Below are 23,600 nucleotides of genomic sequence, written 5' to 3'. Positions count from 1 at the left end.
GCCATGACAATAACTCCACAACAACTGATCGCACTGCTACCGTTGCTGATCGTCGGCTTGACGGTGGTGGTTGTGATGCTCTCCATTGCGTGGCGACGCAATCATTTCCTTAATGCCACGCTGTCGGTTCTCGGCCTTAACGCCGCGCTGATCTCACTCTGGTTCGTAGGCCAGAACGGGGCGATGGACGTCACGCCGCTGATCCGCGTTGACGGCTACGCCATGCTCTATACCGGCCTGGTGCTGCTGGCCAGCCTGGCAACCTGCACCTTTGCCTACCCGTGGCTTGAGGGTTACAAGGACAATAAAGAAGAGTTCTATCTGCTGGTGCTGATTGCCGCGCTGGGCGGCATTCTGCTGGCGGGCGCGAACCATCTTGCGGCGCTGTTCCTCGGCATTGAACTGATTTCGCTGCCGCTGTTTGGCCTGGTCGGCTACGCTTTCCGCCAGAAACGTTCGCTGGAGGCCAGTATCAAATATACGATCCTGTCCGCCGTTGCCTCTTCGTTCCTGCTGTTCGGTATGGCGCTGGTGTATGCAAATTCCGGTAACCTCTCCTTCCTGGCGCTCGGTAAGAGCCTGACGGATGGCATGCTGCATGAGCCGCTGCTGCTGGCCGGTCTCGGCCTGATGATTGTCGGTCTTGGTTTTAAGCTGTCGCTGGTGCCGTTCCATCTGTGGACGCCGGACGTCTACCAGGGCGCGCCTGCCCCAGTATCGACCTTTCTGGCCACCGCCAGCAAGATTGCTATCTTCGGTGTGGTCATGCGTCTGTTCCTTTACATGCCGGTGGGTGACAGCGAGGCAGTGCGGGTGGTACTGGGTCTGATCGCCTTTGCATCGATTATCTTTGGTAACCTGATGGCCCTGAGCCAGACCAACATCAAACGTCTGCTCGGCTACTCTTCCATTTCCCATCTTGGCTATCTGCTGGTGGCGCTGATTGCCCTGCAGAGCGGTGAGATGTCGATGGAAGCGGTGGGCGTCTATCTGGCCGGATATCTGTTCAGCAGCCTCGGCGCTTTCGGCGTGGTGAGCCTGATGTCCAGCCCGTATCGCGGACCGGATGCGGATTCGCTCTACTCCTATCGCGGCCTGTTCTGGCACCGACCTATTCTGTCGGCGGTGATGACGGTGATGATGCTGTCTCTTGCCGGTATCCCGATGACGCTGGGCTTTATCGGTAAGTTCTACGTGCTGGCGGTGGGTGTGCATGCGCACCTGTGGTGGCTGGTCGGGGCGGTGGTCGTGGGTTCGGCGATTGGCCTCTACTACTATCTGCGCGTGGCGGTGAGCCTCTACCTCAGCGCGCCGGAGAAACTGAATCGCGATGCGCCGTCTAACTGGCAGTACAGCGCCGGCGGCATCGTCGTGCTGATCTCCGCGCTGCTGGTGCTGGTGCTCGGCGTGTGGCCGCAACCGCTCATCAACATCGTACAGCTGGCGACGCCGCTGATGTAATGCTGCACGCAGATTGGGAACGAACAAGGACCGCTTCGGCGGTCCTTTTTTTATCTCTACCAGCAAGCGATGGGAATTTTCTTTAATATTGCCTATTTTTCGTATTATTCATGCTTTTTATCATATTAATCTCACTTTACGTTTCCACTCATCCTCTTATTTTCCGTACTATTATTGATACGCACACTGTTGTGTTCTGTAGATGGAGAAAGTGAATGAAAACAAGGCGTAAGCATTTGACTGTCGGTGAAGTTCAGCGTTTGGTTGATGCAGCCAGGCGGGGGGCTAACCCGGAACGCGATGTCTGTTTATTGTGGATGTGTTTTAATCATGGATGCAGGGTGAGTGAAATTCGTCACTGGAAGCTCTCGGATATCGATATTCAAAGCGGGGTTATTTATATTCGACGGTTAAAAAATGGCTTTTCAACGACCCATCCCATATATAAACAAGAGGTGAAAGTTCTTAATGAATGGCTGCGCGTGCGTAAGGATTATCCCGGTAATCATTCCGGCTGGCTCTTTTTATCGCGCAATGGTCAACCTTTATCCCGGCAGCGAATATATCAGATGATGAAGAACCTGAGTCTTGTCGCCCAGCTGGAGATCAGCGCTCATCCCCATATGCTGCGCCACGCCTGCGGTTTTGCGCTGGCTAACAACGGTGTCGATACGCGATTAATCCAGGATTTTCTCGGGCACAGGAATATTCAGCATACGGTCATTTATACAGCAAGTAATGATGCAAGATTTAGAGAGGTTTGGTAAATGAAATAGTCATTTTGTATCAAACTGTCTCCTATGCTATCCACAGGTGGTAACAATGTCAATTTATGATTAACAATATTTTTTGTTATGTTTTTCATATGCTTAAATTATATATTGGTGTCATTTATTCTTGGGGTTATTTAAATTAGTTTAATGCATGAGTTGTCTCTCCTTTCGACCCTTAGTGTTTTATCGTGTTTATTAAGGTTTCACCTGGCAAATATAAAATCAAATATGCCTTCCCTGGCAATTTATATTTCAATTAATTGAAGTGGTCAAATTGATACAAAATGACCACTTCAAAATATTATATCCATTCATGGGTCAATGTTTTGAAGCGTTATTAATATCAAGCGTAAATAAAAGGATGCGCTCAGTATTGCGCTTTTAAATTAATGCATTGACTGCATTGAAAAGGATAAATCATGAAAAAAACATTACTTGCTGCTGTAGTTGCCGGTTGCGCGGCGTTCTCTGGTGCTGCGCTGGCGGATGACGGTCAGGTGAAGTTTCTCGGCGAAATCATCGATGCTGGCTGTGACGTGGTTAACGACATGACCAACCCGCTGGAAGTTCATATGGGGCAGATTGCCAAGACCGCGTTTAGCGGTACCGGTTCTACTGCGGCTGAACAGGATTTCTCGATCAAACTGGAAAACTGCCCGACGACCGTCGCCAAAGCATCGGTACTGTTCTCCGGCCCTAACGTCAACGGTGATAATGAAAAACTGGAGCTGACCGGCGCCGGTACCGATCCTGACGTTGCCGAAGGCGTGGCCCTGCAGCTGGTTGATGGCAGCAACAACAATACCCTGCCGCTGTTCACCCGTTCCACCAGCCTGAATATTCCGGCTACCGGCAAAATCGATCTGCCGTTCCGCGTTCGTTATATCCAGACTGATACCACAGTGGTTGCCGGTAAGGCAGACGGTAGCGCGAACTTCACTATCAGCTACAACTGATTCTCCGTTTGTATGACAGTGTTAGCGAGCCCTGCGTGGCTCGCTTTTCCAGGGAGCTGGAGATGAAACGATACCTGAAAGTGCTAATGGCTGGATGGCTGTTAGTGGGCGCTGCGGCACATGCGGGCGTCGTCACCGGGGGCACTCGCCTGATATATCCCGGGGGCAAAAAAGAATCCTCTCTGAGCGTTACCAATACCGATGCTACGCCTTATCTCATTCAAAGCTGGGTAGAAGCTGCGCAGGGGGCCGCCCCTTTTCTGTTGACTCCGCCTTTATTTCGCCTGGATGGCGAGCAGCAAACCCGTCTGCGGGTGATTTATAGCGGCGGCCTGCCGGAAAACAAAGAGAGCATGTTCTGGATGAACATCAAAGCGATTCCTTCTTCGCAAGCGAAAGCCGGGGCCAACACCCTGCAGATCGCGATCAAAACGCGCATCAAACTCATCTATCGACCTAAATCCGTCGTGGGTTCGCCGGAGATGGTAACGGAACAGCTTCGCTGGGCGCGTAGCGGTAACACGCTCCAGGTAACCAATCCGACCGCGTTCTATATGAATTTCGCCGAGGTCAAAATAGGCGGGGCCGAAGTCAAGGACGCCAACTGGGTGGGGCCAGGGGAAACGGCGCGCTTTGAACTACCGCGCGGCAGCGCCGGCGCTTTGCAGTGGAAGCTGATTAACGATTACGGCGGAATCGGCGCGCAGCACCGCGCTAATTTGTAGAGGCTGTCTGGCCAGGGAGTTCCAGAGAAAATGAAAAATAATCATAAAAAATGGCGGCTTAACCGGATAGCCGGAGCTCTGGCCGTTGCGCTGTTACCGCTGTGTGACGAGGTCCTGGCGCGGGATGTTTTCAACCCGGCCTTGTTGGAAATGGATGGACCTCAGACGGGCATCAGGGATTTATCAGCCTATGAGCAGGTCGGAGGCCAGCAGCCGGGCAGCTATCGGGTGGATATTTACCTTAATAACGTTTTTATGGATACCCGCGATGTGACTTTTCAGCAGGGGGAAGGCGCCGGGAAAACGGAACTGCAGCCGTGCCTGAAGGTTGAAGAGCTTGCGGAATGGGGCGTGCGCGTCTCCCGGTTTCCAGACCTGGGGCGTAAGTCAGCAAACTGTGCGGATATGAGCGTCATACCGCAGGCGAAAGCCGAGTTTCGTTTCAGCCAACAGCGGCTGTTATTAAGCTTCCCTCAGGCGGCAGTGTCCAGCGCAGCCCGGGGCTGGGTCGATCCTAAACAGTGGGATGACGGGGTGACGGCGCTGCTGCTGAATTACGCTTTTAGCGGAGCCAACAACTGGTCGCGCAAGAACGACACGCCGGATAGCGATAATCAATACGTTAACCTCCGTCCCGGTATTAACATCGGACCGTGGCGTTTGCGTAACTACACGACCTGGACCCGCAGCAGCGGCGGCGGCGAGTCGAGTAACAGCTGGGATACGGTTTACACCTATGCGCAGCGCAATATTAATGCTCTGCAAGGGGTGATGACGCTGGGCGACAGTAGCACCGACGCCGACGTTTTTGAAGGCATTCCCTTTCGCGGAGCGATGCTGGCTTCCGATGACGATATGCTGCCGGAAAGCCTGCGCGGCTATGCGCCGGTTGTGCGCGGGATCGCGCGGACTAACGCCCAGGTCATTATTCGCCAGAACGGCTATGAGATTTATCAGACCTATGTCTCCCCCGGGGCATTTGAAATCACCGATATGTATCCGACCGGGGGTTCTGGCGATCTGTCTGTGACTATCAAAGAGGCCGATGGCAGCGAGCAGAACCTGATCGTGCCCTATGCTTCACTCCCCGTTCTGCAGCGTGAAGGGCGTCTGAAATATAGCGTAACTACTGGGGTGTATCGCGCCTACGACAACAGTATTGACGAGACGCCTCTCTCTCAGGCAACGGCCATCTACGGTCTGCCATGGGGATGGACGTTGTACGGCGGCGGTCAGTTTAGTAGCAAATATCAGTCGCTGGCGTTGGGTATGGGCAAAAACCTCGGCGAACTGGGAGCCGTGTCGACCGACGTTACCCAGGCCTGGTCGAATCGCCAGGATAAAGATAAAGAGAGCGGTCAGTCGGTTCGTCTTCGTTACAGCAAAGATCTTCCGGGATTAGGGACCAACGTCAGCCTGGCAGGATATCGCTATGCCACCAGCGGTTACTGGGATATGCAGGAGGTGCTGGATACCTATCGCGATGACGCCTATACGCCTTCAGTGGAACGGCGGCGCAACCGGGGAGAGGTGACGATCAGCCAGAGTCTTGGCGATGAGATGGGGTCGCTATCGCTAAGCTATATTCGCGAGGACTACTGGAACACCGGTCGTACCATGGAGTCCGTGGGCGTCGGTTACAACAATAGCTGGCGCGGCATCAGCTATAGCATGAACTATAGCTACAATCGCAATACCACCGATCAGAACACCGGTAAACGTAATGATGAAGACCATCTGTTCGCCTTAAGCATCAGCATACCGCTGGGCGACTGGCTACCTAATCCGGTCTATGCCAACTACTCCCTTAACAGCAGCAAAAATGGCTCCACGACCAACAACCTGGGCCTCTCCGGTACCTTGCTGGAGCGTAACAACCTGAGCTGGAGCGTACAGGAAGGTTACACCAGCCAGGGAAGAGGGGAGAGCGGTAGCGTTAACGCCGACTGGCGTGCGACCTACGCGGAACTGACCGGCGGCTACAGTCATGATAAATATAGCCACCGCCTTAACTACGCCCTGCGCGGCGGAGTTCTGGCGCATGAGAATGGGCTGACGCTCGGGCAGCCATTTGGTGAAACCCTCGCTTTAGTTAAAGCACCAGGCGCCGCTGGCGTTGGCATCAACAACCAGACCGGCGTCAGAACCGACTGGCGGGGCTATGCCCTGGTGCCTTACACCTCGCCGTATCGTAAAAACACCTTAACGCTTGATACCAGCACGATGCCGGATGATGTCGACCTTGAGCTAACGACGCAAACGGTGGTGCCAACCCGCGGGGCGGTAGTGCGCGCTAATTACGCTACCAGCGTCGGTAGCCGGGTGCTGATGACGGTGCGTCAGGATAACGGGCGGCCGGTGCCTTTTGGCGCCATGGTCAGCATTCCTGGAGCCGCGTCATCTGAGCAAGCTTTTATCGTTGGCGATAGCGGCCAGGTCTATCTGACCGGGCTGGAATCTAGCGGCGTACTTAACGTGAAGTGGGGGGCCAGCGCGCAAGATCGCTGCCGGGTCCAGTATGCGCTGCCGTCAGGGAAAAGCCTCACCGGCATTATCGTAGCCCAGGGGCTATGCCGTTAATCGAAAGGATGCAGAGACAATGAAACGATTTTCATGGGGATTACTGACCGGTCTGGCGGCGCTGGCGATATCGCCGCAGATTATGGCGGAAACGGGCTGGTGTCAGAATACGGGTAATGGCGGAGCTCCTTTCCAGGACAGCTTTTCATTTATTGAAACTTTTACTAACCCTTCGCAAAACCAGGCCGGAATGGCGTTCCCTCGTCTGTACCATTGGACTACCGGGGGAACCTATCAAGCGAAATGTGATTGCGGTAGCGATGTTACTGGTACTACGTATTTTCGAGCCACTGTTCCGGGATTAGTCGCGACGCAAACCCGAAGCGGCTTGAATTATTATCAGCTGAATAAATATCTGGAAATCGCCAGCGAGCTATTTATTGCCGGCGGGGTGAATCAGTATTTACCGACGCCCATTCAGGATAAAAGCAATCTAAATAATCAGGGTTATGCCTGTAACCCGGGCGGTACGCTGTTTAATACCGGTTCAGTGGGATATATCTCGCTCTACTTTACCCGGCCGTTCGTCGGTCAGGTGACGATCCCGCCAACGGTGATCCTGAACGTTTACGGGTCGCGGAAAACGGGGAGCTATAGCAGTATTCCTCTCACGCAGATCTCAATGAGCGGCTCGGTAACAGTACCGCAGTCCTGCGAGATTAATACCGGTCAGCCGATTAATATCGACTTCGGCGATATTGCCGCGAATAACTTTAAAACTTCAGGTCAGATGCCGACGGGCTTTACGCCGCATGTTGTCAATATGACGGTAGCCTGTACTAATATTTCCTCAGGGGTAAAAATTGCGCTTTCCTTCCAGGGAACGGCGGATACGAATGACAGTACCGCGCTGGCGACCACAAATAGTGATATTGCGGTTCGTATAGAAAATATTACTGGTGTCAAAATCCCCGTTATATCCGGAATGCTGCCGGTCAATCTGAATTACGCGACCCAGAAAGGGGACACGACCATGAAAATCTATCCGATTAATACCACCGGGAATGTACCCGATGGCGGCGGATTTACGGCGACGGCAACCATTCAAGCAGAAATCGAATAGCAGGAGTGAATAATGAAAAAGGCGCTATGGCTGGCATTGCTGCTGCCTGTTTTTTCATCCTGGGGCGGCATCCCTCTGAACGTGAAGGGTAATATATATTATCTCCCCTGCGACGTCAGCACCGATACGAAGTATCAGGAGGTGAATTTCGGCACGCTGCTGAATATCGATTTTCAAACTGCCGGCACCGCTTCTGAGTGGAAAACCTTTAGCCTGAACGTTGAAAATTGCCCGGCGGGTACGACGAAAGCGACGGTGAAATTTGATGGCGTGACCGACGGCGATGATGCCACGCATTTCGCCAATATGGCCGCCAGCGATGCGGCGCAAAATATCGCGCTGCAGATAACCAATACCGATCATTCCACAACCTATAAAAACCAGGATCGGATGACTATTGCTATTAACGGTAGCACCGGCAAAGGCGAATTCCCGCTGGCCGCGCGCTTATATTCAACGCAGGGCGGAGCAAAAGTGGGAAAATTCGAGTCGGTGGTGCAGCTGACTTTTACCTATCAGTAATTGTATGTATTAAATGGATGAAAAGGAATGTCATATGCAGGATGAGACGGAATATCTGAGCGTTAAAGACGTTGAGCGCCTGGTGCTTGCCGCACATTATTGTGCGCACCCCGAGAGAAATAGCTGCATGATCCAAATGTGCTTTTTGCACGGTTGTCGGATTAATGAAATTACCGCATTAACTTTGCGGGATGTCGACCTGCCGGGAAAACGAATTTATATTCGCCGGGCGCGTCACGGTATCTCGGGGTATCATCCATTACAACCCAAAGAGATTATCTCATTACAGCGCTGGCTGTTGGCCAGAGAGTGTTATCCAGCCCATAATGATTTACTCTTTATCTCTTCGCGGGGAAATCAGATGACTCGCCAGCGTTTTTATCAAATCATTCGTGAATGCTGTGAGCTGGCGAAACTGAAGCAAAATATTCACCCGCGGATGCTGCGCCATGCTTGCGGATATGAATTGGGTAAAAAAGGCATAGATGATGACTCTATCCAGGATTATCTTGGCTATCGCAATTTAAAATCTATTCTGCGTTATAACGGTTATGTTGAAGAGTAATTTTTGGCGTAATCGCGGGTAACGTTCATCTCCCGCGTTACGCCTGTTTTTTTATTCGATGTTATAAACCAGAAAATCTTCCGCCAGCACGGTAGGGGGAAAGACCTCCCGACACTCAGCCAACAGCCGATGACAGCCTTCGGCATCATAGCGCGAGCTAAAATGAGTGGCGATAAGCGTCCCGACGCCTGCTTCCCTCGCTAACGCCGCCGTTTGCTGGCTGGATGAATGCCCGCGACCGTTGGCTTTTTCCGCCATCGCCTGTTCGAGCGTAACCTCATGAACCATAACGTCCACGCCACGCGCCAGCTCCAGCGCCTCCGGGCAGGGGGCGGTATCGCCGAAAATCGCCAGCTTCTTACCGGGCGTTACCGGCCCAAGGTAGCGGCTGCCGTCAATCAACCGACCATCTTCCAGTTCAACCGTCAGCCCCAGTTTTAAGCGGTGGAACAACGGACCGGGAGGCACCCCCTCGGCGATAAGCTGTGCGGCATCAAGGGTACCCGGCTTATCATGCTGTTCGATCCGATAGCCGTAGCACTCAACCGGATGGTTTAACGGCCAGGCGGTGACCCGGAAACCGGCTTCATCAAATACCAGACCCGGTTCGACTTCGACGATTGCCAGTGGATAATCGGTCCAGGAACCGCTAAGACGCAGGGCGGTTTCCACAAACTCCTTAAGCCCCTTTGGCCCGTATAGCGTTAACGGCAGAGAATTACCCTGCATTGAGCGGCTGCACAGCAGGCCGGGAAGACCGAACAGATGATCGCCATGTAAATGGGTAATAAAGATCTTATTCAGCTTGCCGGGATGATAAGGGGTGTGGAGAAACTGATGCTGCGTTCCCTCCCCGCAGTCGAACAGCCACATCTCCGCCATAGTTGGCTGTTGCAAATTCAGCACCATCGACGTCATATTACGCGTACGGGTTGGCACGCCAGCGGATGTCCCCAAAAAGAGTAATTCCATCGTCCAGTGTCCTCAGGGCGTGGGTCAAAAAACAAAGTATACCAACTAAGGAACCGCAGATGATGACATGGCAGGATCTTCACCACGCTGAACTGACCGTCCCCCAGCTCTATGCTGTGCTGAAATTACGCTGTGCGGTGTTCGTTGTCGAACAAACCTGCGCCTATCAGGATATCGACGGCGACGATCTGGTAGGTGAGAACCGCCATCTTCTCGGCTGGCGCGGCGATGAACTGGTGGCCTATGCGCGCATTCTCAAGAGCGATGATGAATATGAGCCGGTCGTGATTGGCCGGGTGATCGTCAGCCCGGCGGTGCGCGGCGAAAAGCTGGGCTATCAGCTGATGGAGCAGGCGCTGGCCAGCTGCCGTCAACACTGGCCGCAAAAGGCCATCTATCTTGGCGCCCAGGCGCATCTGCAAAAATTCTACGCCAGCTTCGGCTTTGTGCCGGTGACCGATGTCTACGACGAGGACGGCATCGACCATATTGGCATGGCATACGAAATCGCCACCCACTAGCCGCCGGGCTGATTAAAAGCCGCTCCCTCATCGTGGGTACTGCTATTCCGCAGCAGTACCCCGTATAATGTGGGGTTTTTACTCCGTGGAGGTTTGCGTGCTGTCTGTGTCCACCGCGCTGGAAAGCCTGTACCGCTGCCTGGATGAAGCGTTTCCGCCATCGCCCGGCTGGCGCATCTTCGATATCCCCTTCGCGCTGAATGACGCTTTTGATCCGCTTCTGTGGTGTACCCATCAGCAGCAGTGGCCGCAGTTCTACTGGCAGCAGCGCAGCGGCGATGAAGAGCTGGCCGCTCTGGGGGCGGTAAAAATCTTTTCCTCTCTGCCGCAGGCGCACGCTTTTCTTCAGCAACAAGCGCGTGACGATCTGCGGATTTGCGGCCTTAATGCGTTTGATCCGCAGCGCGGCATGCTGCTGTTGCCGAGGCTGGAGTGGCGTCGGCTTGGCGGTCACGCCACGCTACGCCTGACGCTGTATAGCGATACCTCACTCCGTGACGATGCCTGCGCGGCGCGCGAGTTTCTCCGCTCGCTGACGACCCGGCAAGCGCAGCCTGGCACGCTTCCTTCTCTGCTCAGTGAGCAGCATTTCCCGGCTTATCCGCAGTGGCGAGATCTGGTTGCACAGGCGACACAGGCGATAGCGGCAGGGGAGATGGATAAAGTCGTGCTGGCGCGCGCCACCGATTTGCAGTTTGCCGCCCCGCTGAACGCCGGGGCGATAATGGCCGCCAGCCGCCGCAGCAATCTGCACTGTTTTCATTATCTGATGGCCTTTAATCCGCAAGAAGCCTTCTTCGGCTCAACGCCGGAACGGCTATGGCGACGGCGCGGCGCGCTGATGCGTACCGAGGCGCTGGCGGGAACAGCGGCCAGCCATGAGGACGATCGCCAGGCGCAGCGCCTGGGCGACTGGCTGATGGGCGATGACAAGAACCAGCGGGAAAATATGCTGGTGGTTGAGGATATCTGTCAGCGTATGCAGGCGGAGACGCGCGCGCTGGAGGTGCTGCCGCCGCAGATCGTCCGTTTGCGTAAAGTGCAGCATCTGCGGCGCTGTATATGGGCCGAGCTGGACGTCCCCGATGATGCCCGCTGTCTGCGCCAGCTCCAGCCCACGGCGGCGGTCGCCGGGCTGCCGCGTCAGGTGGCGCTGGATTTTATCACCCGGAACGAGCTTTTTACCCGCGACTGGTATGCGGGCTCCGCCGGTTATCTGTCGCTGGCGCAAAGCGAATTTTGCGTTTCGCTACGCTCGGCGAAGGTACGGCAGCATACGCTCAGGCTCTACGCCGGAGCGGGCATCGTCAGCGGCTCTGACCCGGAGCAAGAGTGGCAGGAAATTGAAAATAAAGCTGCAGGATTGCGTTCGTTACTGCTCACAGAAGCAGAGATAAAACGATGCATATCAAAACGGCAATAACGGGCTTTATCTATACTTAGCGTCAATATTTGATATCGGACAAATTCATGTCAGTAAGCGCATTTAACCGACGCTGGGCGGCGGTGATCCTCGAAGCTTTAACGCGCCACGGCGTGCAGCATATCTGCATTGCGCCCGGATCGCGCTCGACCCCTTTGACCCTGGCGGCGGCGGAAAACCGCGCGTTTATTTACCATACCCACTTTGATGAACGCGGCCTTGGCCATCTGGCGTTAGGGCTGGCAAAAGCCAGCGGCCAGCCGGTGGCGGTGATTGTCACTTCCGGCACCGCCACGGCCAACCTCTATCCTGCGCTGATAGAAGCGGGTCTGACCGGCGAAAAACTCATTTTACTGACCGCCGACCGGCCGCCGGAGCTCATCGACTGCGGTGCGAACCAGGCCATTCGTCAACCGGGCATGTTTGCTTCGCATCCGTCGCAGACCCTGGCCCTGCCGCGCCCGTCGCAGGATATCTCCGCCCGCTGGCTGGTCTCGACCCTCGACCAGGCGCTCGGCGCGCTGCACTGCGGCGGCATTCATATTAACTGTCCTTTTGCCGAACCGCTGTACGGCGATATGGACGACACCGGGGTCGCGTGGCAGCAGCAGCTCGGCGACTGGTGGCAGAGCGACAAGCCCTGGCTGAGTCACAATCTGCATCTGGAAAGCGAAAAGCAGCGCGACTGGTTTTTCTGGCGGCAAAAACGCGGCGTCGTGGTTGCCGGACGAATGAGCGCGGAAGAGGGCCTGAAGGTTGCCGAATGGGCGAAAACGCTCGGCTGGCCGCTGATTGGCGATGTCCTTTCGCAAACCGGGCAGCCGCTCCCCTGCGCCGATCTGTGGCTCGGTAACGGTCAAGCGGTTAGCGAACTGGCGCAGGCGCAAATTATCGTTCAGCTGGGCAGCAGCCTGACCAGCAAACGCGTTTTGCAGTGGCAGGCCACCTGCGAACCTGAAGAGTACTGGCTGATCGACAACCTGCCGGGTCGTCTGGATCCCGCCCAACATCGTGGTCGCCGACTGGTGTGCGCCATCGACCGCTGGCTTGAACAGCATCCGGCGGAAAAGCGGCAGCCGTGGGCTACCGTCATTCCTGCGCTTTCACGCCAGGCATGGCAGGCGGCTGTCGCCAGCAGCGAGGATTTCGGCGAGGCCCAGTTGGCGCAGCGAATCCGTCGCTACCTGCCGGATCAGGGCCAGCTGTTTGTCGGCAACAGTCTGGTGGTGCGCTTAATTGACGCCCTGTCGCAGCTTCCCGCAGGCTACCCGGTCTACAGCAATCGCGGGGCCAGCGGAATAGATGGTCTGCTGGCGACGACGGCCGGCGTGCAGCGTGCCAGCGCGCGTCCGACCCTGGCCATCGTCGGCGATCTCTCGGCGCTTTACGACCTCAATTCGCTGGCGCTGCTGCGTCAGGCCTCCGCGCCGCTGGTGCTGATTGTCGTCAATAATAACGGCGGGCAGATTTTCTCCCTGCTGCCAACGCCGCAGGAGCAGCGCAGCCAGTTCTATCTGATGCCGCAGAATATCCATTTTGCGCACGCGGCGGCGATGTTCGACCTGACTTATCATTGCCCCGCGGACTGGAGTGAGCTGGAGCGCGCGCTGGACGTTGCCTGGCGAGCGCCCGGCGCAACGCTGATCGAGCTGGTGGTTAATGAAACCGACGGTACGCAAACCCTCCAGCAGCTGCTTGCGCAGGTGAGTCAGCTATGATTCTGCACGCGCATGCGGAACGCGGGCTGCCGGGCTATCCCTGGCTGGTCTTCTTGCATGGTTTTGCCGGCGATAGCCTCGAATGGCGGGCGGTGGGGCAGGCGTTCGGTGCGTATCCGCGTCTCTATATTGACCTGCCGGGCCACGGCGGCTCGGCGGATAGGGCAGTTAACCGTTTTACGGATGTCAGCGAGCTGATTAAGAATACGCTAATTAGTTACAACATGCATAAGTACTGGCTGGTGGGGTACTCCCTCGGCGGACGGGTGGCGATGTATTATGCCAGCCAGTCGCATGAGGGGCTCTGCGGGCTGGTCGTCGAGGGAGGGCATCCGGGTCTGGCGGACGATAATCAGCGTGCGCAGCGCCGGCGCAGCGATGCCGCCTGGGCTGAACGCTTTCGCCGAGAACCGCTTACGCAGGTCTTTGCCGACTGGTATCAGCAGCCGGTCTTCGCCTCCCTGGACGCAGCGCAGCGTGCGGCGCTGGTTGCGCTACGCAGCTGCAACAACGGCAGGGCGTTAGCCGCGATGCTGCAGGCCTGCTCACTGGCTGAACAGCCCGATCTGCGCGAGGCATTACGGGCGCGCGATTTCCCATTCCATTACCTTTGCGGCGAACGCGACGGCAAGTTTCGCGCCATCGCCGATGAGCTATCCGCCATCACGCACGTGATTAATCATGCCGGACACAACGCGCATCGGGAAAACCCCGATGCAGTCGTGGCTTGTCTGGCGCAGTTTTTAGCGAGTTAACCGAAGGACACTTTATGATCTCTCTTGATGAAGCAATGCTTTACGCTCCGATTGAATGGCAGGACTGCTCCGAAGGCTACAGCGATATTCGCTACCACAAATCGGCGGACGGGATTGCCAAAATAACCATCAACCGCCCGCAGGTACGTAACGCGTTTCGTCCGCTGACCGTCAAAGAGATGATTCAGGCGCTCTCGGATGCCCGCTATGACGACAATATCGGCGTGATCGTCCTGACCGGTGAAGGCGAAAAAGCTTTTTGCGCCGGCGGCGATCAGAAAGTCCGCGGCGACTACGGCGGCTATCAGGATGACTCCGGCGTTCATCATCTCAACGTACTCGATTTTCAGCGCCAGATCCGTACCTGTCCGAAACCGGTAGTGGCGATGGTGGCGGGGTACTCCATCGGCGGCGGCCACGTTCTGCATATGATGTGCGATCTGACCATCGCCGCGGAAAACGCAATCTTCGGTCAGACCGGCCCGAAAGTTGGTTCTTTTGACGGCGGCTGGGGCGCCTCCTATATGGCGCGCATTGTCGGGCAGAAAAAAGCCCGTGAGATCTGGTTCCTGTGCCGCCAGTACGACGCGCAGCAGGCGCTGGATATGGGGCTGGTCAATACCGTCGTGCCGCTGGCTGATCTGGAAAAAGAGACCGTGCGCTGGTGCCGTGAAATGCTGCAGAACAGTCCTATGGCGCTGCGCTGCCTGAAGGCCGCGCTGAACGCCGACTGCGATGGTCAGGCGGGACTGCAGGAGCTGGCGGGCAATGCCACCATGCTGTTTTACATGACCGAAGAGGGTCAGGAGGGACGCAACGCTTTCAACCAGAAGCGCCAACCGGACTTCAGCAAATTTAAACGGAATCCGTAATGCGGCAGGCGCAGGTCTACCGCTGGCAGCTACCGATGGACGCGGGAGTGGTGCTGCGTGAACGGCGGTTAAAAACCCGCGATGGCTTGCTTCTGCAGCTGCGCGATGGCGAGCGCGAAGGCTGGGGGGAGATTTCTCCCCTGCCTGGATTCAGTCTGGAAACGCTGGATGAGGCGCAGGCAGCGCTGCTGGCATGGGCGAACGCCTGGCGCGAAGGCCAGGATGGCGCGTTGCCGACGCCGCCTTCAGCCGCCTTCGGGATAAGCTGCGCACTGGCGGAGCTGGGCGGTGAGCTGCCGCTGGCGGCGGATTATCGCGCCGCGCCGCTCTGTTCCGGCGATCCGGATGAACTGTTCGCCAGGCTTTCGCAGATGCCCGGCGAGAAGGTCGCCAAGGTCAAGGTCGGCCTGTATGAGGCGGTGCGCGACGGCATGGTGGTCAATCTGCTGCTGGAAGCGATTCCCGATCTGACGCTGCGTCTCGACGCTAACCGCGCCTGGACGCCGTTGAAGGCGCAGCAGTTCGCTAAATACGTGAGCCCGCACTATCGCAACCGTATCGCCTTTCTCGAAGAACCCTGCAAAAACCGCGATGATTCGCGCGCGTTTGCCCAACAAACGGGCATCGCTATCGCCTGGGATGAGAGTCTGCGCGAAGCGGACTTTACGTTTGCTGCCGAGCCGGGTCTGCGCGCGGTGGTGATTAAACCGACGTTGACCGGCAGTCTGCAAAAGGTCCAGCAGCAGGTCGCGCAGGCTCATGCGCTGGGGCTGACGGCGGTTATCAGTTCAGCCATTGAGTCCAGCCTTGGCCTGACGCAGCTGGCGCGAATTGCCGCCTGGCTGACGCCGAATACCATTCCCGGTCTGGATACCCTGAGCCTCATGCGCGGCCAGCTGGTTCGCTGCTGGCCGGAAAGCGAGCTGCCGTGTCTGACCGTCGATGAACTGGAGCCGCTGCTGTGACCTTTAGCGACTGGCCCTGGCGCCACTGGCGCCAGCAGCGAGGGGAGGCGCATGCGCTGCGCCTGAACGAGCGGCGGCTAAGCTGGCGGGAACTGTGCGCGCAAATCGATGCGCTGGCGGCAGGACTGCACGCCCAGGGCGTTCGCGATGGTGATGGCGTACTGCTGCGGGCTGACAACCAGCCCGATGTTTTGCTGGCATGGCTGGCGCTCCTGCAGTGCGGTGCGCGCGTGTTGCCGCTGAATCCGCAGCTGCCCGGGCCACTGCTGGCTGAACTGCTGCCGACCCTGGACCTGCGCCACGCGCTGGTGCTGAACGGCGGCGATCTTCCAGTAACGCTTAATCCACTGACTCTGTCCCCCGTCAATGGCGAGCGCGCGGCTGACTGGCGAGAAGATCGTATGGCTTCCATGACGCTGACTTCGGGGTCGACGGGGCTACCGAAAGCGGCGGTACACGCTTTTCGCGCCCATATTGCCAGCGCTGAAGGGGTACTGGCGTTGATACCCTTTGCGCCGCAGGACGACTGGCTGCTGTCGCTGCCGCTGTTTCACGTCTCCGGCCAGGGGATTCTCTGGCGCTGGCTGGTTGCCGGCGCAGGCCTGACGGTGCGCGACAAACAGCCGCTGGCGCTGGCGCTACGCGGCTGTACTCACGCCTCCCTGGTGCCAACCCAGCTCTGGCGGCTGCTGAGCGGCGATGACGAGGTGTCGTTAAAAGCAGTTTTGCTCGGCGGCGCGGCCATCCCGGTGGCGCTAACCGAACAGGCGCGCAGGCGCGGTATCCGCTGCTGGTGTGGCTACGGACTGACCGAGTTTGCCTCCACGGTATGCGCCAAGGAAGCGGATGGCCTGGCGGATGTCGGGCTGCCGCTGCCGGGGCGCGAATTGCGCATCGTGGATGGCGAAGTGTGGCTTCGATCGGACAGCATGGCCGCAGGCTACTGGCGAGGCGGCCAAACGATACCGCTCACCAACGCCGATGGCTGGTTTGCCACCCGCGATCGGGGCCGGCTTGACAACGGCAGGCTGACCATCCTTGGAAGAATGGATAATCTTTTTTTTAGCGGCGGAGAAGGCATTCAGCCGGAGGAAGTCGAGCGGGTTATCGGCGCACACCCGTTGATTGAGCAAGTTTTTATCGTGCCGCAGGATGATGCGGAGTTTGGCCAGCGGCCGGTGGCGGTAGTAGAGTGTCGCGATCATGGCGATCCATCCGTGCTGGCTGACTGGTGCGCCGATAAGCTGGCGCGCTTTCAGCAGCCTGTGCGCTGGTTACGGCTGCCTGAATCGCTGAAAACCGGCGGAATTAAAATTTCCCGCCGGGCGTTACGTGACTGGGTCAACCAGCAGCAGAGCTCCGCCTCAGATGCGCTGGACGTGCAGTAGCTGCTTCGTATGCCAGCGGCCCAGCGCAAAAACGGTGGTCAGCGCGCCGAGCAGGGCGCAGAACATATCGGACTGAGTATCCCAGGGATCGCCCTGGGTGCCGAGAAAATCATCCGCCCCCTGTCCCAGCGCCAGCGCCGCCCACCATTCGATCAGCTCGTAGACGGCGCTAATCGCCAGCGCAATGCAGCAGACCACGAAAGCGAGCATTTTACGCCCGTGAACGTAGCCGCCGCGCAGCAGAATCTCCCGCACCGCCAGGGCCGGCACCAGCCCCTGGAAAAAGTGCCCCAGCTTGTCGTAGGGATTACGACTCAAACCCAGCCACGCCTGGACATCAAAGCCGATGGGCACTTTCGCGTAGGTGTACATACCGCCGACCATCAAAATGATGGCATGGAAGAAAATCAGCACATAAAGCAGCGTCGTCAGCGGATAGCGAGAGCGCGTGGCCAGCAAAAGCGGAACGATGATAATCACCGGCGTCACTTCCATCAGCCAGGTAAGTTTTTCCCCTGCGCTGATACCGGTATAAATAAGAATCAGGGCCAGCGCCAGCGCTGCGAATGTTAACCCCGAGCGGGATGCTGCGACGGTCATAACGGATCACCAGAAAGTTAAAACCATAACTATCAGGCAGGTGCGGTGAAAATTCAACGTATACCGAGACTGGCGGCGCTGAGCGACCGCCAGTTTCGTTGCGCATCAGGAAGAGGGCAGGTCGCCCTGCGTGTTAGGCTGGCGCTTGCGCCAGTAACGCAGCAGCGGAGGGACAACAAGCACCGCGATGGCTAACACCAGGAGCGTTTTAGTTACGCCGCTTTGCCACAAAATTCCCACGTTGCCGTTACTGATGGACAGCGCGCGTCGCAGGTTTTGCTCCAGCATCTCGCCCAGCACAAACCCTAAGATCAACGGCGACATCGGGAAGTGCATCTTACGCATAATGTAGCCCAGCACGCCCAGCCCAACCATCAACAGCAGGTCGAAGGTGGTGCTGTGTACCGCGTAGACGCCGACTGCGGACACAGCGGCGATGGCCGGGGCCAGAAACCACAGCGGGATCGTCAGCATGCGGGTGAACAGACCGATCAGCGGAATGTTCATAATCAGCAGCATCACGTTGGCGATCAGCAGCGCGGCAATTAATCCCCAGACGATATCCGGCTGCTCGGTAAACATCGCCGGACCCGGAGTGATATTGTAGAGGGTCAGGGCGCCCATCATCACCGCGGTAGTTCCGGAGCCGGGGACACCGAGGGTAAGCATCGGAATGAACGATCCGCAGGCGGAGGCGTTATTTGCCGCCTCCGGCGCCGCCACGCCGCGAATATCGCCCTTACCGAAGGTATAGCTGTTACCGCTGAGCTTTTTCTCGGTCATATAGGTGATGGCGCTGGCAATGGTCGCCCCCGCGCCCGGCAGAATACCGACAAAAAAACCCACCACCGATGAACGCAGCGTCGCGCCCACGCACTGGCCCGCCTCTTTGGCGTTAAACAGCATGCGCCCGGTTTTCCGTACCAGCCTCTGTCCGCTGCTGGTGCTCTCCAGCATCAGCAAAATCTCCGAAACCGAAAAGAGCCCAATCACCACCACGATAAACTGCACGCCGTCGGAAAGATGAACGCTATCGAAAGTGAAACGGTACACCCCGGTATTGGCATCAACGCCCACCGTCGCCAGCCCCAACCCGATTAACGCGGCGAGAAACGATTTCAGCGGATTTTGCGCCATCATGCTGCCGAGGCAGGCGATGGCAAAAATCATCAGGGCGAAATATTCCGCCGGACCGAACGCCAGCGACCACTGCGCCAGCATCGGCGCGAACAGGATGATCCCGCCAATAGCGATCGTTGAACCCACAAAGGAGCTCACGGCAGAGATCGACAGCGCCACGCCGCCGCGTCCCTGCTGCGCCATCGGGTAACCGTCGATGGCGGTCATAATGGCGGCGGCATCGCCGGGCACGTTGAGCAGGATCGACGAAATACGCCCGCCGTATTCACATCCAATATAGACCGTAGCCAGCAGAATTAACGCCGATTCTGCGGGCAGGTGCAGGGCAAAGGCCAGCGGCAACAGGATCGCCACGCCGTTAATCGGGCCGAGACCCGGCAGGAGTCCGACGATGGTGCCGACGAAGCAGCCGATCAGCGCGATCGTCAGGTTGCCCGGCGTCATGGCGACGGCGAAGCCCTGCGACAGATAAATCCAGATATCCATAACCTTCTCCGTTAACTCAACCAGCCGCCGAGCGGCAGGGTGACATCAAGCAGGGCGTCAAAGACGTACCACAGCGCGATGCCCATCGCGACGCCTGCTACCCCAGCAGCGGGCAGGGTGGCGCCAAACAGCAGGCCAAAAACAGCGGTCAGCAGCGCGGTGGCCAGAGGAAACCCCAGCCATTCAAAACCCCACGCATAAACCGCCAATGCCACGACCATCGTCAACAGCCGTTGTAAAACCAGACGCCCGGGCCAGGAGATTGCGTCGGGCCGCCGCAGTAGCAGCAAAGCGGAGCACAGCAGCATCAGGCCGATAATGCCGACCGGAAAGGGGCGTGGGCCGACGGGTTCATAGGCGTATTCGCTGTGGATTTGCCAGGCGATAAACATCCCCCCTACGCAGAGCAGCAGCCATATTCCGGCAAAAATACGATCGCTCATCGCAGCCTCCGTGGGTTATTTGGCAAGGCCAAAAGATTTCGCCTGCAGGCGATACTCTTCCACCTGCTCTTTGACGTAGGCGTCCAGCTCTTTCCCGTTCAAATTGAATTCAAACAGGCCGCGCAGCTCGCGCTGTTTTTTAAACGCGTCGGTCTGCTGCAGTCGAGTAAACTCCGCCACCCACCACTGATAATCGGCATCGCTGACTTTCGGGCCGACGAAGAAACCGCGAATAATCGGCCACACCAGGTCATAGCCCTGCTCTTTGGCGGTAGGGACATCGGCGAGCGCGCCGGGCAGCCTTTCGTTAGCGAAGACCGCCAGCACGCGGATTTTATTGCCCTGGAGATAAGGCACCATTTCGCTGAGATCGCCGGATACTGCCTGCACGTGATTACCCAGCAGCGCGGTGACCGGTTCGCCACCGCCCTCAAACGCCACGTAGCGCATTTTGTGCGGATCGACGTTTGCTTTCTGCGCCAGCAGCGCCGCTTTCATCCAGTCCTGGCTGCCGATTGAGGCGCCGGCGCCGATGACGATACTGGCGGGATTTTTTTCCATTGCCGCCATAAACGACGGCAGATCTTTCCACGGCGAGTCGGCGCGGACGGCAATCATGCCGTAATCGGTGCCGACGCTGGCCAGCCAGCGGACATCATCCACGCCGTAGCGGCCAAACTTGCCCTGCGCCAGGTTGAGCAGCGAGCCGCCGGAGAAGGCGACAACGGTGCCGGGTTCTCCGGGGCGCTGGGCGACGATAGCGTTATAGGCCACTGCGCCTACGCCGCCGGGCATATAGGTGACGCGCATCGGTTTTTGGATGGCGCCGGTTTCCATCAGGCTCACCTGAATCAGCTTACAGGTGAGATCGAAGCCGCCGCCGGGCTTGGCGGGCGCGATACATTCGGTACGGGAAGGCGCTTCGGCGGCCCAGGCAGAGGCGGTAAAAAGGCATAACGCGATAGCGCTAAGAGGGCGAAGGAACGGGATATTCATAGGCTTCCTCAGTCAGATACAGGGGACGTTTTTTTGATTATGTGAACCGGCTTGTGGCTATTCGGTTGCGTGATTGTTAAAACAATTACCTTTCATTTCCCTTTCAATGCGGCAGCAACTTTACAGGATGTGATATGCGTCTCTTACTGGCAGAAGATAACCGTGAGCTGGCTCACTGGCTGGAGAAAGCGCTGGTACAGGGCGGGTTTGCCGTGGACTGCGTATTTGATGGCCGGGCGGCCGATCATCTGTTGCAAAGCGAAAAATACGCGCTGGCGGTACTGGATATCGGCATGCCGGGCTTCGATGGCCTGGAAGTCGTGCAGCGTCTGCGAAAGCGCGGACAAACCCTTCCCGTTTTGCTGCTGACCGCACGCAGCGCGGTGGCGGATCGGGTAAAAGGGCTCAACGTCGGCGCCGATGACTATTTACCAAAACCGTTTGAACTTGAAGAGCTGGACGCCAGGCTGCGCGCACTGCTGCGGCGTAGCGAAGGCCAGGTGCATGAGATTCAGCAGATCGGCTCTCTGGAATATCGCGATGAAGGCTATTTTTTACTGCGCGGACAGACGCTATCGTTGACCCCGCGCGAGCAGGCGCTGCTGACGGTGCTGATGTTTCGCCGCACGCGTCCGGTGTCGCGCCAGCAGCTGTTTGAACAGGTCTTCAGCCTTAACGATGACGTCAGCCCGGAAAGCATCGAGCTATATATCCATCGTCTGCGGAAGAAACTTCAGGAGAGCAACGTGCGAATTGTGACCCTGCGCGGCCTGGGTTACGTGCTGGAGCTCGCCGATGAGGTGGGGTAAGCCGCAGTCGTTATTCGCTCAGCTGCTGCTGTTTCTTGGCCTGCCGCTGGTGTTACTGTGGGGGCTGTCGGCATTCAATAGCTACGTCAGCGCTCTGCAGGCGGCGACCCAGGCTTACGATCGTACGCTGCTCTCCTCCGCCCGCACGGTGGCGGAACGCCTGGTGGTACGCGGCGGCAGACTGGAGGTGAATGTCCCCTGGGTGGTGCTCGATAGCTTCGAGCTGAATATGAACGATCGCCTGTACTATAAGGTGCTCGATCCCGGTAAGCGGGTGATTTCAGGTTTTGACGATCTGCCATCGATGCCGCCCTCAACCTCTCGTACCGAGCTCTATCCGGCGCTGGCGTGGTTTTATCATACCGAGTATCGCGGTCAGGCCATCCGCGTGGCGCGGCTGCTGCAGCCGGTTAACGAAGGTGGCGTTGTGGGAATGGCGGAAATCTATATCGCCGAAACGCTGCAGTCGCGGCGCTGGCTGGCGGGACAGCTGCTGTTTTCATCGTGGATCTCGCAGGGGCTATTGGTGCTGTTGACGCTGGTGCTCACCGGCTGGCTGCTGCGTCGGGTGCTGCGGCCGATGCGTCGGCTTTCGGCGCTCATGGTGCGGCGCGAACCCGGCCTGTTGACGCCGCTGCCGGAACTGCTGCCGTGGTCGGAAACCCGTTTATTGATTGTTGCTTTTAACCGCTATATCGACCGGCTGCGGGCGATGATCTCCCGGCAGGAGCGGTTTAGCGCCGATGCTTCTCACCAGTTAAAAACGCCGCTGGCGGTGCTGAAAACCCAGGCTTCGGTGGCGCTGGCGAGCGGCGATCCCCGGCTGTGGCGAGAGAGTCTGGAGGCGATGAGCGGCACGCTGGACAGTACGATTCTGCTTACCGAACGCCTGCTACAGCTGGCTACCATCAAACGTAAAGAGCAGGGAGAACACGCGTTTCCGCCGGTGGATCTGTATGAGATCGTCCACAACAGCTGCTTTTCCCGTCTTCAGCAGGCGCGGAGCAAAGCTATCGATCTCGGCTATGAGGGGGAACCCTCAACGGTGACTATCGCCGGCGATGGCGTGCTGTTGAGCGAGCTGTGCGCAAATCTGTTGGATAACGCGATCCGCTATACGCCGCAGGGCGGTATCGTCACGGTCAGCCTGCATCGTGAAGGGGAGGCGGTGCTGCTGGATGTTGAAGACAGCGGGCCGGGAATCGATGATGCGCAGATCCAGCAGGCGCTCATGCCGTTCCACCGTCTGGAAAACGTTGGTGATAATCCCGGCGCCGGGCTCGGACTGGCGCTGGTCAGCGATATTGCACGCCTGCATCGCAGCCATCCGCAGCTGCTGCGTAGCGAAACGCTGGGCGGGCTGAAGGTCAGGCTGCGCTTTTTGACTGTGGGTTCAGAGTAGGCCTTTCAGGGTGAGCGTCTTCCGGGTCGCCTCGTTCAAATCATAGTGGGGAAGATCTTCCGCTTTTACCCAGGCGTAGTCCTGAAACTCCTCGTTGATGGTTACTTCGCGATTGGCGCTGACGCAGTCGAAGATAAGATAAATCATATATATTTCTTCCTGACGGCCATCGGCGTAGGTTTTAACCCGTACGTCATCGCTAAAGGTCCACGGTGTGATGTGGGTTAGCTGCAGTTTTTCGCCCAGCTCTTCGCGAATTTCCCGCCGCAGCGCCGCTTCGATGCGTTCGCCAGGCTCGACGCCGCCGCCGGAGAGCGCCCACTGCCCGGGAAATACCCCGCGATCGTCGGCCATTTTGCACAACAGATAGTGACCCTCATGTTGAATGAGCGGGCAGACAATAGTCCTTTGACGCATAACTTCTCCTTAATGATGGCAGGGATATATCACGGGATGGTCCAGTTT

23 protein-coding genes are annotated in these 23,600 nt (G+C 57.5%); 17 read left to right on the top strand and 6 right to left on the bottom strand.

Annotated features, from left to right (window positions below):
* Positions 1 to 3 precede the first annotated feature (3 nt).
* The 8 genes from nuoN to KO1_RS08310 all read left to right on the top strand — a co-directional run bounded on the left by nuoN (position 4) and on the right by KO1_RS08310 (position 8,645).
* On the top strand, positions 4 to 1,461 hold the full coding sequence (gene nuoN, locus KO1_RS08345) for an NADH-quinone oxidoreductase subunit NuoN (RefSeq protein ID WP_004104058.1): 1,458 nt from the start codon (positions 4 to 6) through the stop codon (positions 1,459 to 1,461).
* Positions 1,462 to 1,676: 215 nt separating this feature from the next.
* Positions 1,677 to 2,228: a tyrosine-type DNA invertase gene (locus tag KO1_RS08340; RefSeq protein ID WP_004104057.1), complete on the top strand. Its 552-nt coding sequence runs from the start codon at positions 1,677 to 1,679 to the stop codon at positions 2,226 to 2,228.
* Positions 2,229 to 2,653: 425 nt separating this feature from the next.
* The gene (locus KO1_RS08335; RefSeq protein WP_004104056.1) at positions 2,654 to 3,190 is read left to right on the top strand and encodes a fimbrial protein; all 537 of its coding nucleotides are present in this window, start codon (positions 2,654 to 2,656) and stop codon (positions 3,188 to 3,190) included.
* A gap of 62 nt (positions 3,191 to 3,252) precedes the next feature.
* Entirely contained in the window at positions 3,253 to 3,915 is a 663-nt protein-coding gene (locus tag KO1_RS08330; protein ID WP_004104055.1) for a fimbrial biogenesis chaperone, read from the top strand.
* 30 nt (positions 3,916 to 3,945) lie between these two features.
* Positions 3,946 to 6,495 (top strand): fimbria/pilus outer membrane usher protein, encoded by a 2,550-nt coding sequence (locus tag KO1_RS08325; protein WP_032728580.1) that lies wholly within the window; start codon positions 3,946 to 3,948, stop codon positions 6,493 to 6,495.
* Positions 6,496 to 6,514: 19 nt separating this feature from the next.
* On the top strand, positions 6,515 to 7,558 hold the full coding sequence (locus KO1_RS08320; RefSeq protein ID WP_023321366.1) for a fimbrial protein: 1,044 nt from the start codon (positions 6,515 to 6,517) through the stop codon (positions 7,556 to 7,558).
* A gap of 12 nt (positions 7,559 to 7,570) precedes the next feature.
* The gene (locus tag KO1_RS08315; RefSeq protein WP_023321365.1) at positions 7,571 to 8,080 is read left to right on the top strand and encodes a fimbrial protein; all 510 of its coding nucleotides are present in this window, start codon (positions 7,571 to 7,573) and stop codon (positions 8,078 to 8,080) included.
* Positions 8,081 to 8,114: 34 nt separating this feature from the next.
* Positions 8,115 to 8,645 (top strand): tyrosine-type recombinase/integrase, encoded by a 531-nt coding sequence (locus KO1_RS08310; protein WP_004114230.1) that lies wholly within the window; start codon positions 8,115 to 8,117, stop codon positions 8,643 to 8,645.
* Between the two features lie 51 nt (positions 8,646 to 8,696).
* On the opposite strand, the gene rnz is transcribed toward KO1_RS08310, so the two are convergent.
* Positions 8,697 to 9,617 carry a ribonuclease Z gene (gene rnz, locus KO1_RS08305; RefSeq protein ID WP_023321364.1) on the bottom strand — a complete coding sequence of 307 codons (921 nt, stop codon included), beginning with the start codon at positions 9,615 to 9,617 and terminating at the stop codon, positions 8,697 to 8,699.
* Positions 9,618 to 9,676: 59 nt separating this feature from the next.
* Here rnz and KO1_RS08300 point away from each other — a divergent pair, with 59 nt between their 5' ends.
* The 7 genes from KO1_RS08300 (at position 9,677) to menE (ending at position 17,259) form a co-directional block, all read left to right on the top strand.
* Positions 9,677 to 10,138, top strand: a complete 462-nt coding sequence (locus KO1_RS08300; RefSeq protein ID WP_004104042.1) for a GNAT family N-acetyltransferase — start codon at positions 9,677 to 9,679, stop codon at positions 10,136 to 10,138.
* A 97-nt stretch (positions 10,139 to 10,235) separates the two neighbouring features.
* On the top strand, positions 10,236 to 11,561 hold the full coding sequence (gene menF / locus KO1_RS08295) for an isochorismate synthase MenF (RefSeq protein ID WP_024274513.1): 1,326 nt from the start codon (positions 10,236 to 10,238) through the stop codon (positions 11,559 to 11,561).
* A 47-nt stretch (positions 11,562 to 11,608) separates the two neighbouring features.
* A complete protein-coding gene (gene menD, locus KO1_RS08290) occupies positions 11,609 to 13,279 on the top strand; it encodes a 2-succinyl-5-enolpyruvyl-6-hydroxy-3-cyclohexene-1-carboxylic-acid synthase (protein WP_004104038.1) in 1,671 nt (556 codons plus the stop codon).
* Positions 13,276 to 14,034 carry a 2-succinyl-6-hydroxy-2,4-cyclohexadiene-1-carboxylate synthase gene (gene menH / locus KO1_RS08285; RefSeq protein WP_023329881.1) on the top strand — a complete coding sequence of 253 codons (759 nt, stop codon included), beginning with the start codon at positions 13,276 to 13,278 and terminating at the stop codon, positions 14,032 to 14,034. Before menD ends, menH begins: the two co-directional genes overlap by 4 nt.
* Positions 14,035 to 14,048: 14 nt before the next feature.
* Positions 14,049 to 14,906: a 1,4-dihydroxy-2-naphthoyl-CoA synthase gene (gene menB, locus KO1_RS08280; protein WP_064406870.1), complete on the top strand. Its 858-nt coding sequence runs from the start codon at positions 14,049 to 14,051 to the stop codon at positions 14,904 to 14,906.
* Positions 14,906 to 15,871, top strand: coding sequence for an o-succinylbenzoate synthase (gene menC, locus KO1_RS08275; protein ID WP_024274512.1), 966 nt, complete (start codon positions 14,906 to 14,908; stop codon positions 15,869 to 15,871). Before menB ends, menC begins: the two co-directional genes overlap by 1 nt.
* Positions 15,868 to 17,259: an o-succinylbenzoate--CoA ligase gene (gene menE, locus KO1_RS08270; RefSeq protein ID WP_024274511.1), complete on the top strand. Its 1,392-nt coding sequence runs from the start codon at positions 15,868 to 15,870 to the stop codon at positions 17,257 to 17,259. The genes menC and menE overlap by 4 nt, the downstream gene beginning before the upstream one ends.
* On the opposite strand, the gene KO1_RS08265 is transcribed toward menE, so the two are convergent.
* The 4 genes from KO1_RS08265 to KO1_RS08250 all read right to left on the bottom strand — a co-directional run bounded on the left by KO1_RS08265 (position 17,236) and on the right by KO1_RS08250 (position 20,924).
* Positions 17,236 to 17,859, bottom strand: a complete 624-nt coding sequence (locus KO1_RS08265) for a DUF2238 domain-containing protein (protein ID WP_004104032.1) — start codon at positions 17,857 to 17,859, stop codon at positions 17,236 to 17,238. The genes menE and KO1_RS08265 overlap by 24 nt on opposite strands.
* Positions 17,860 to 17,964: 105 nt before the next feature.
* Positions 17,965 to 19,485, bottom strand: a complete 1,521-nt coding sequence (locus KO1_RS08260; protein WP_024274510.1) for a tripartite tricarboxylate transporter permease — start codon at positions 19,483 to 19,485, stop codon at positions 17,965 to 17,967.
* 11 nt (positions 19,486 to 19,496) lie between these two features.
* Positions 19,497 to 19,928, bottom strand: coding sequence for a tripartite tricarboxylate transporter TctB family protein (locus tag KO1_RS08255; protein WP_024274509.1), 432 nt, complete (start codon positions 19,926 to 19,928; stop codon positions 19,497 to 19,499).
* 15 nt (positions 19,929 to 19,943) lie between these two features.
* A complete protein-coding gene (locus tag KO1_RS08250; protein ID WP_004104027.1) occupies positions 19,944 to 20,924 on the bottom strand; it encodes a Bug family tripartite tricarboxylate transporter substrate binding protein in 981 nt (326 codons plus the stop codon).
* Positions 20,925 to 21,058: 134 nt separating this feature from the next.
* Between KO1_RS08250 and tctD the strand changes: the two genes are divergently transcribed.
* Together tctD and KO1_RS08240 are read left to right on the top strand one after the other, a co-directional pair.
* Positions 21,059 to 21,733: a transcriptional regulator TctD gene (gene tctD / locus KO1_RS08245; protein WP_016809054.1), complete on the top strand. Its 675-nt coding sequence runs from the start codon at positions 21,059 to 21,061 to the stop codon at positions 21,731 to 21,733.
* Positions 21,720 to 23,135 (top strand): sensor histidine kinase, encoded by a 1,416-nt coding sequence (locus KO1_RS08240; protein ID WP_004104022.1) that lies wholly within the window; start codon positions 21,720 to 21,722, stop codon positions 23,133 to 23,135. The genes tctD and KO1_RS08240 overlap by 14 nt, the downstream gene beginning before the upstream one ends.
* Here KO1_RS08240 and nudI read toward each other — a convergent pair.
* The gene (gene nudI / locus KO1_RS08235; protein WP_004104021.1) at positions 23,127 to 23,552 is read right to left on the bottom strand and encodes a nucleoside triphosphatase NudI; all 426 of its coding nucleotides are present in this window, start codon (positions 23,550 to 23,552) and stop codon (positions 23,127 to 23,129) included. The genes KO1_RS08240 and nudI overlap by 9 nt on opposite strands.
* Positions 23,553 to 23,600: the final 48 nt, after the last annotated feature.

Origin of the sequence: Klebsiella oxytoca NBRC 105695 (assembly GCF_001598695.1) — a bacterium.
GTDB classification, from domain to species: Bacteria; Pseudomonadota; Gammaproteobacteria; order Enterobacterales; family Enterobacteriaceae; genus Klebsiella; species Klebsiella oxytoca.
Note: the sequence above shows the minus strand (reverse complement) of the source record. Positions and strands in the feature narration are given on the sequence as shown.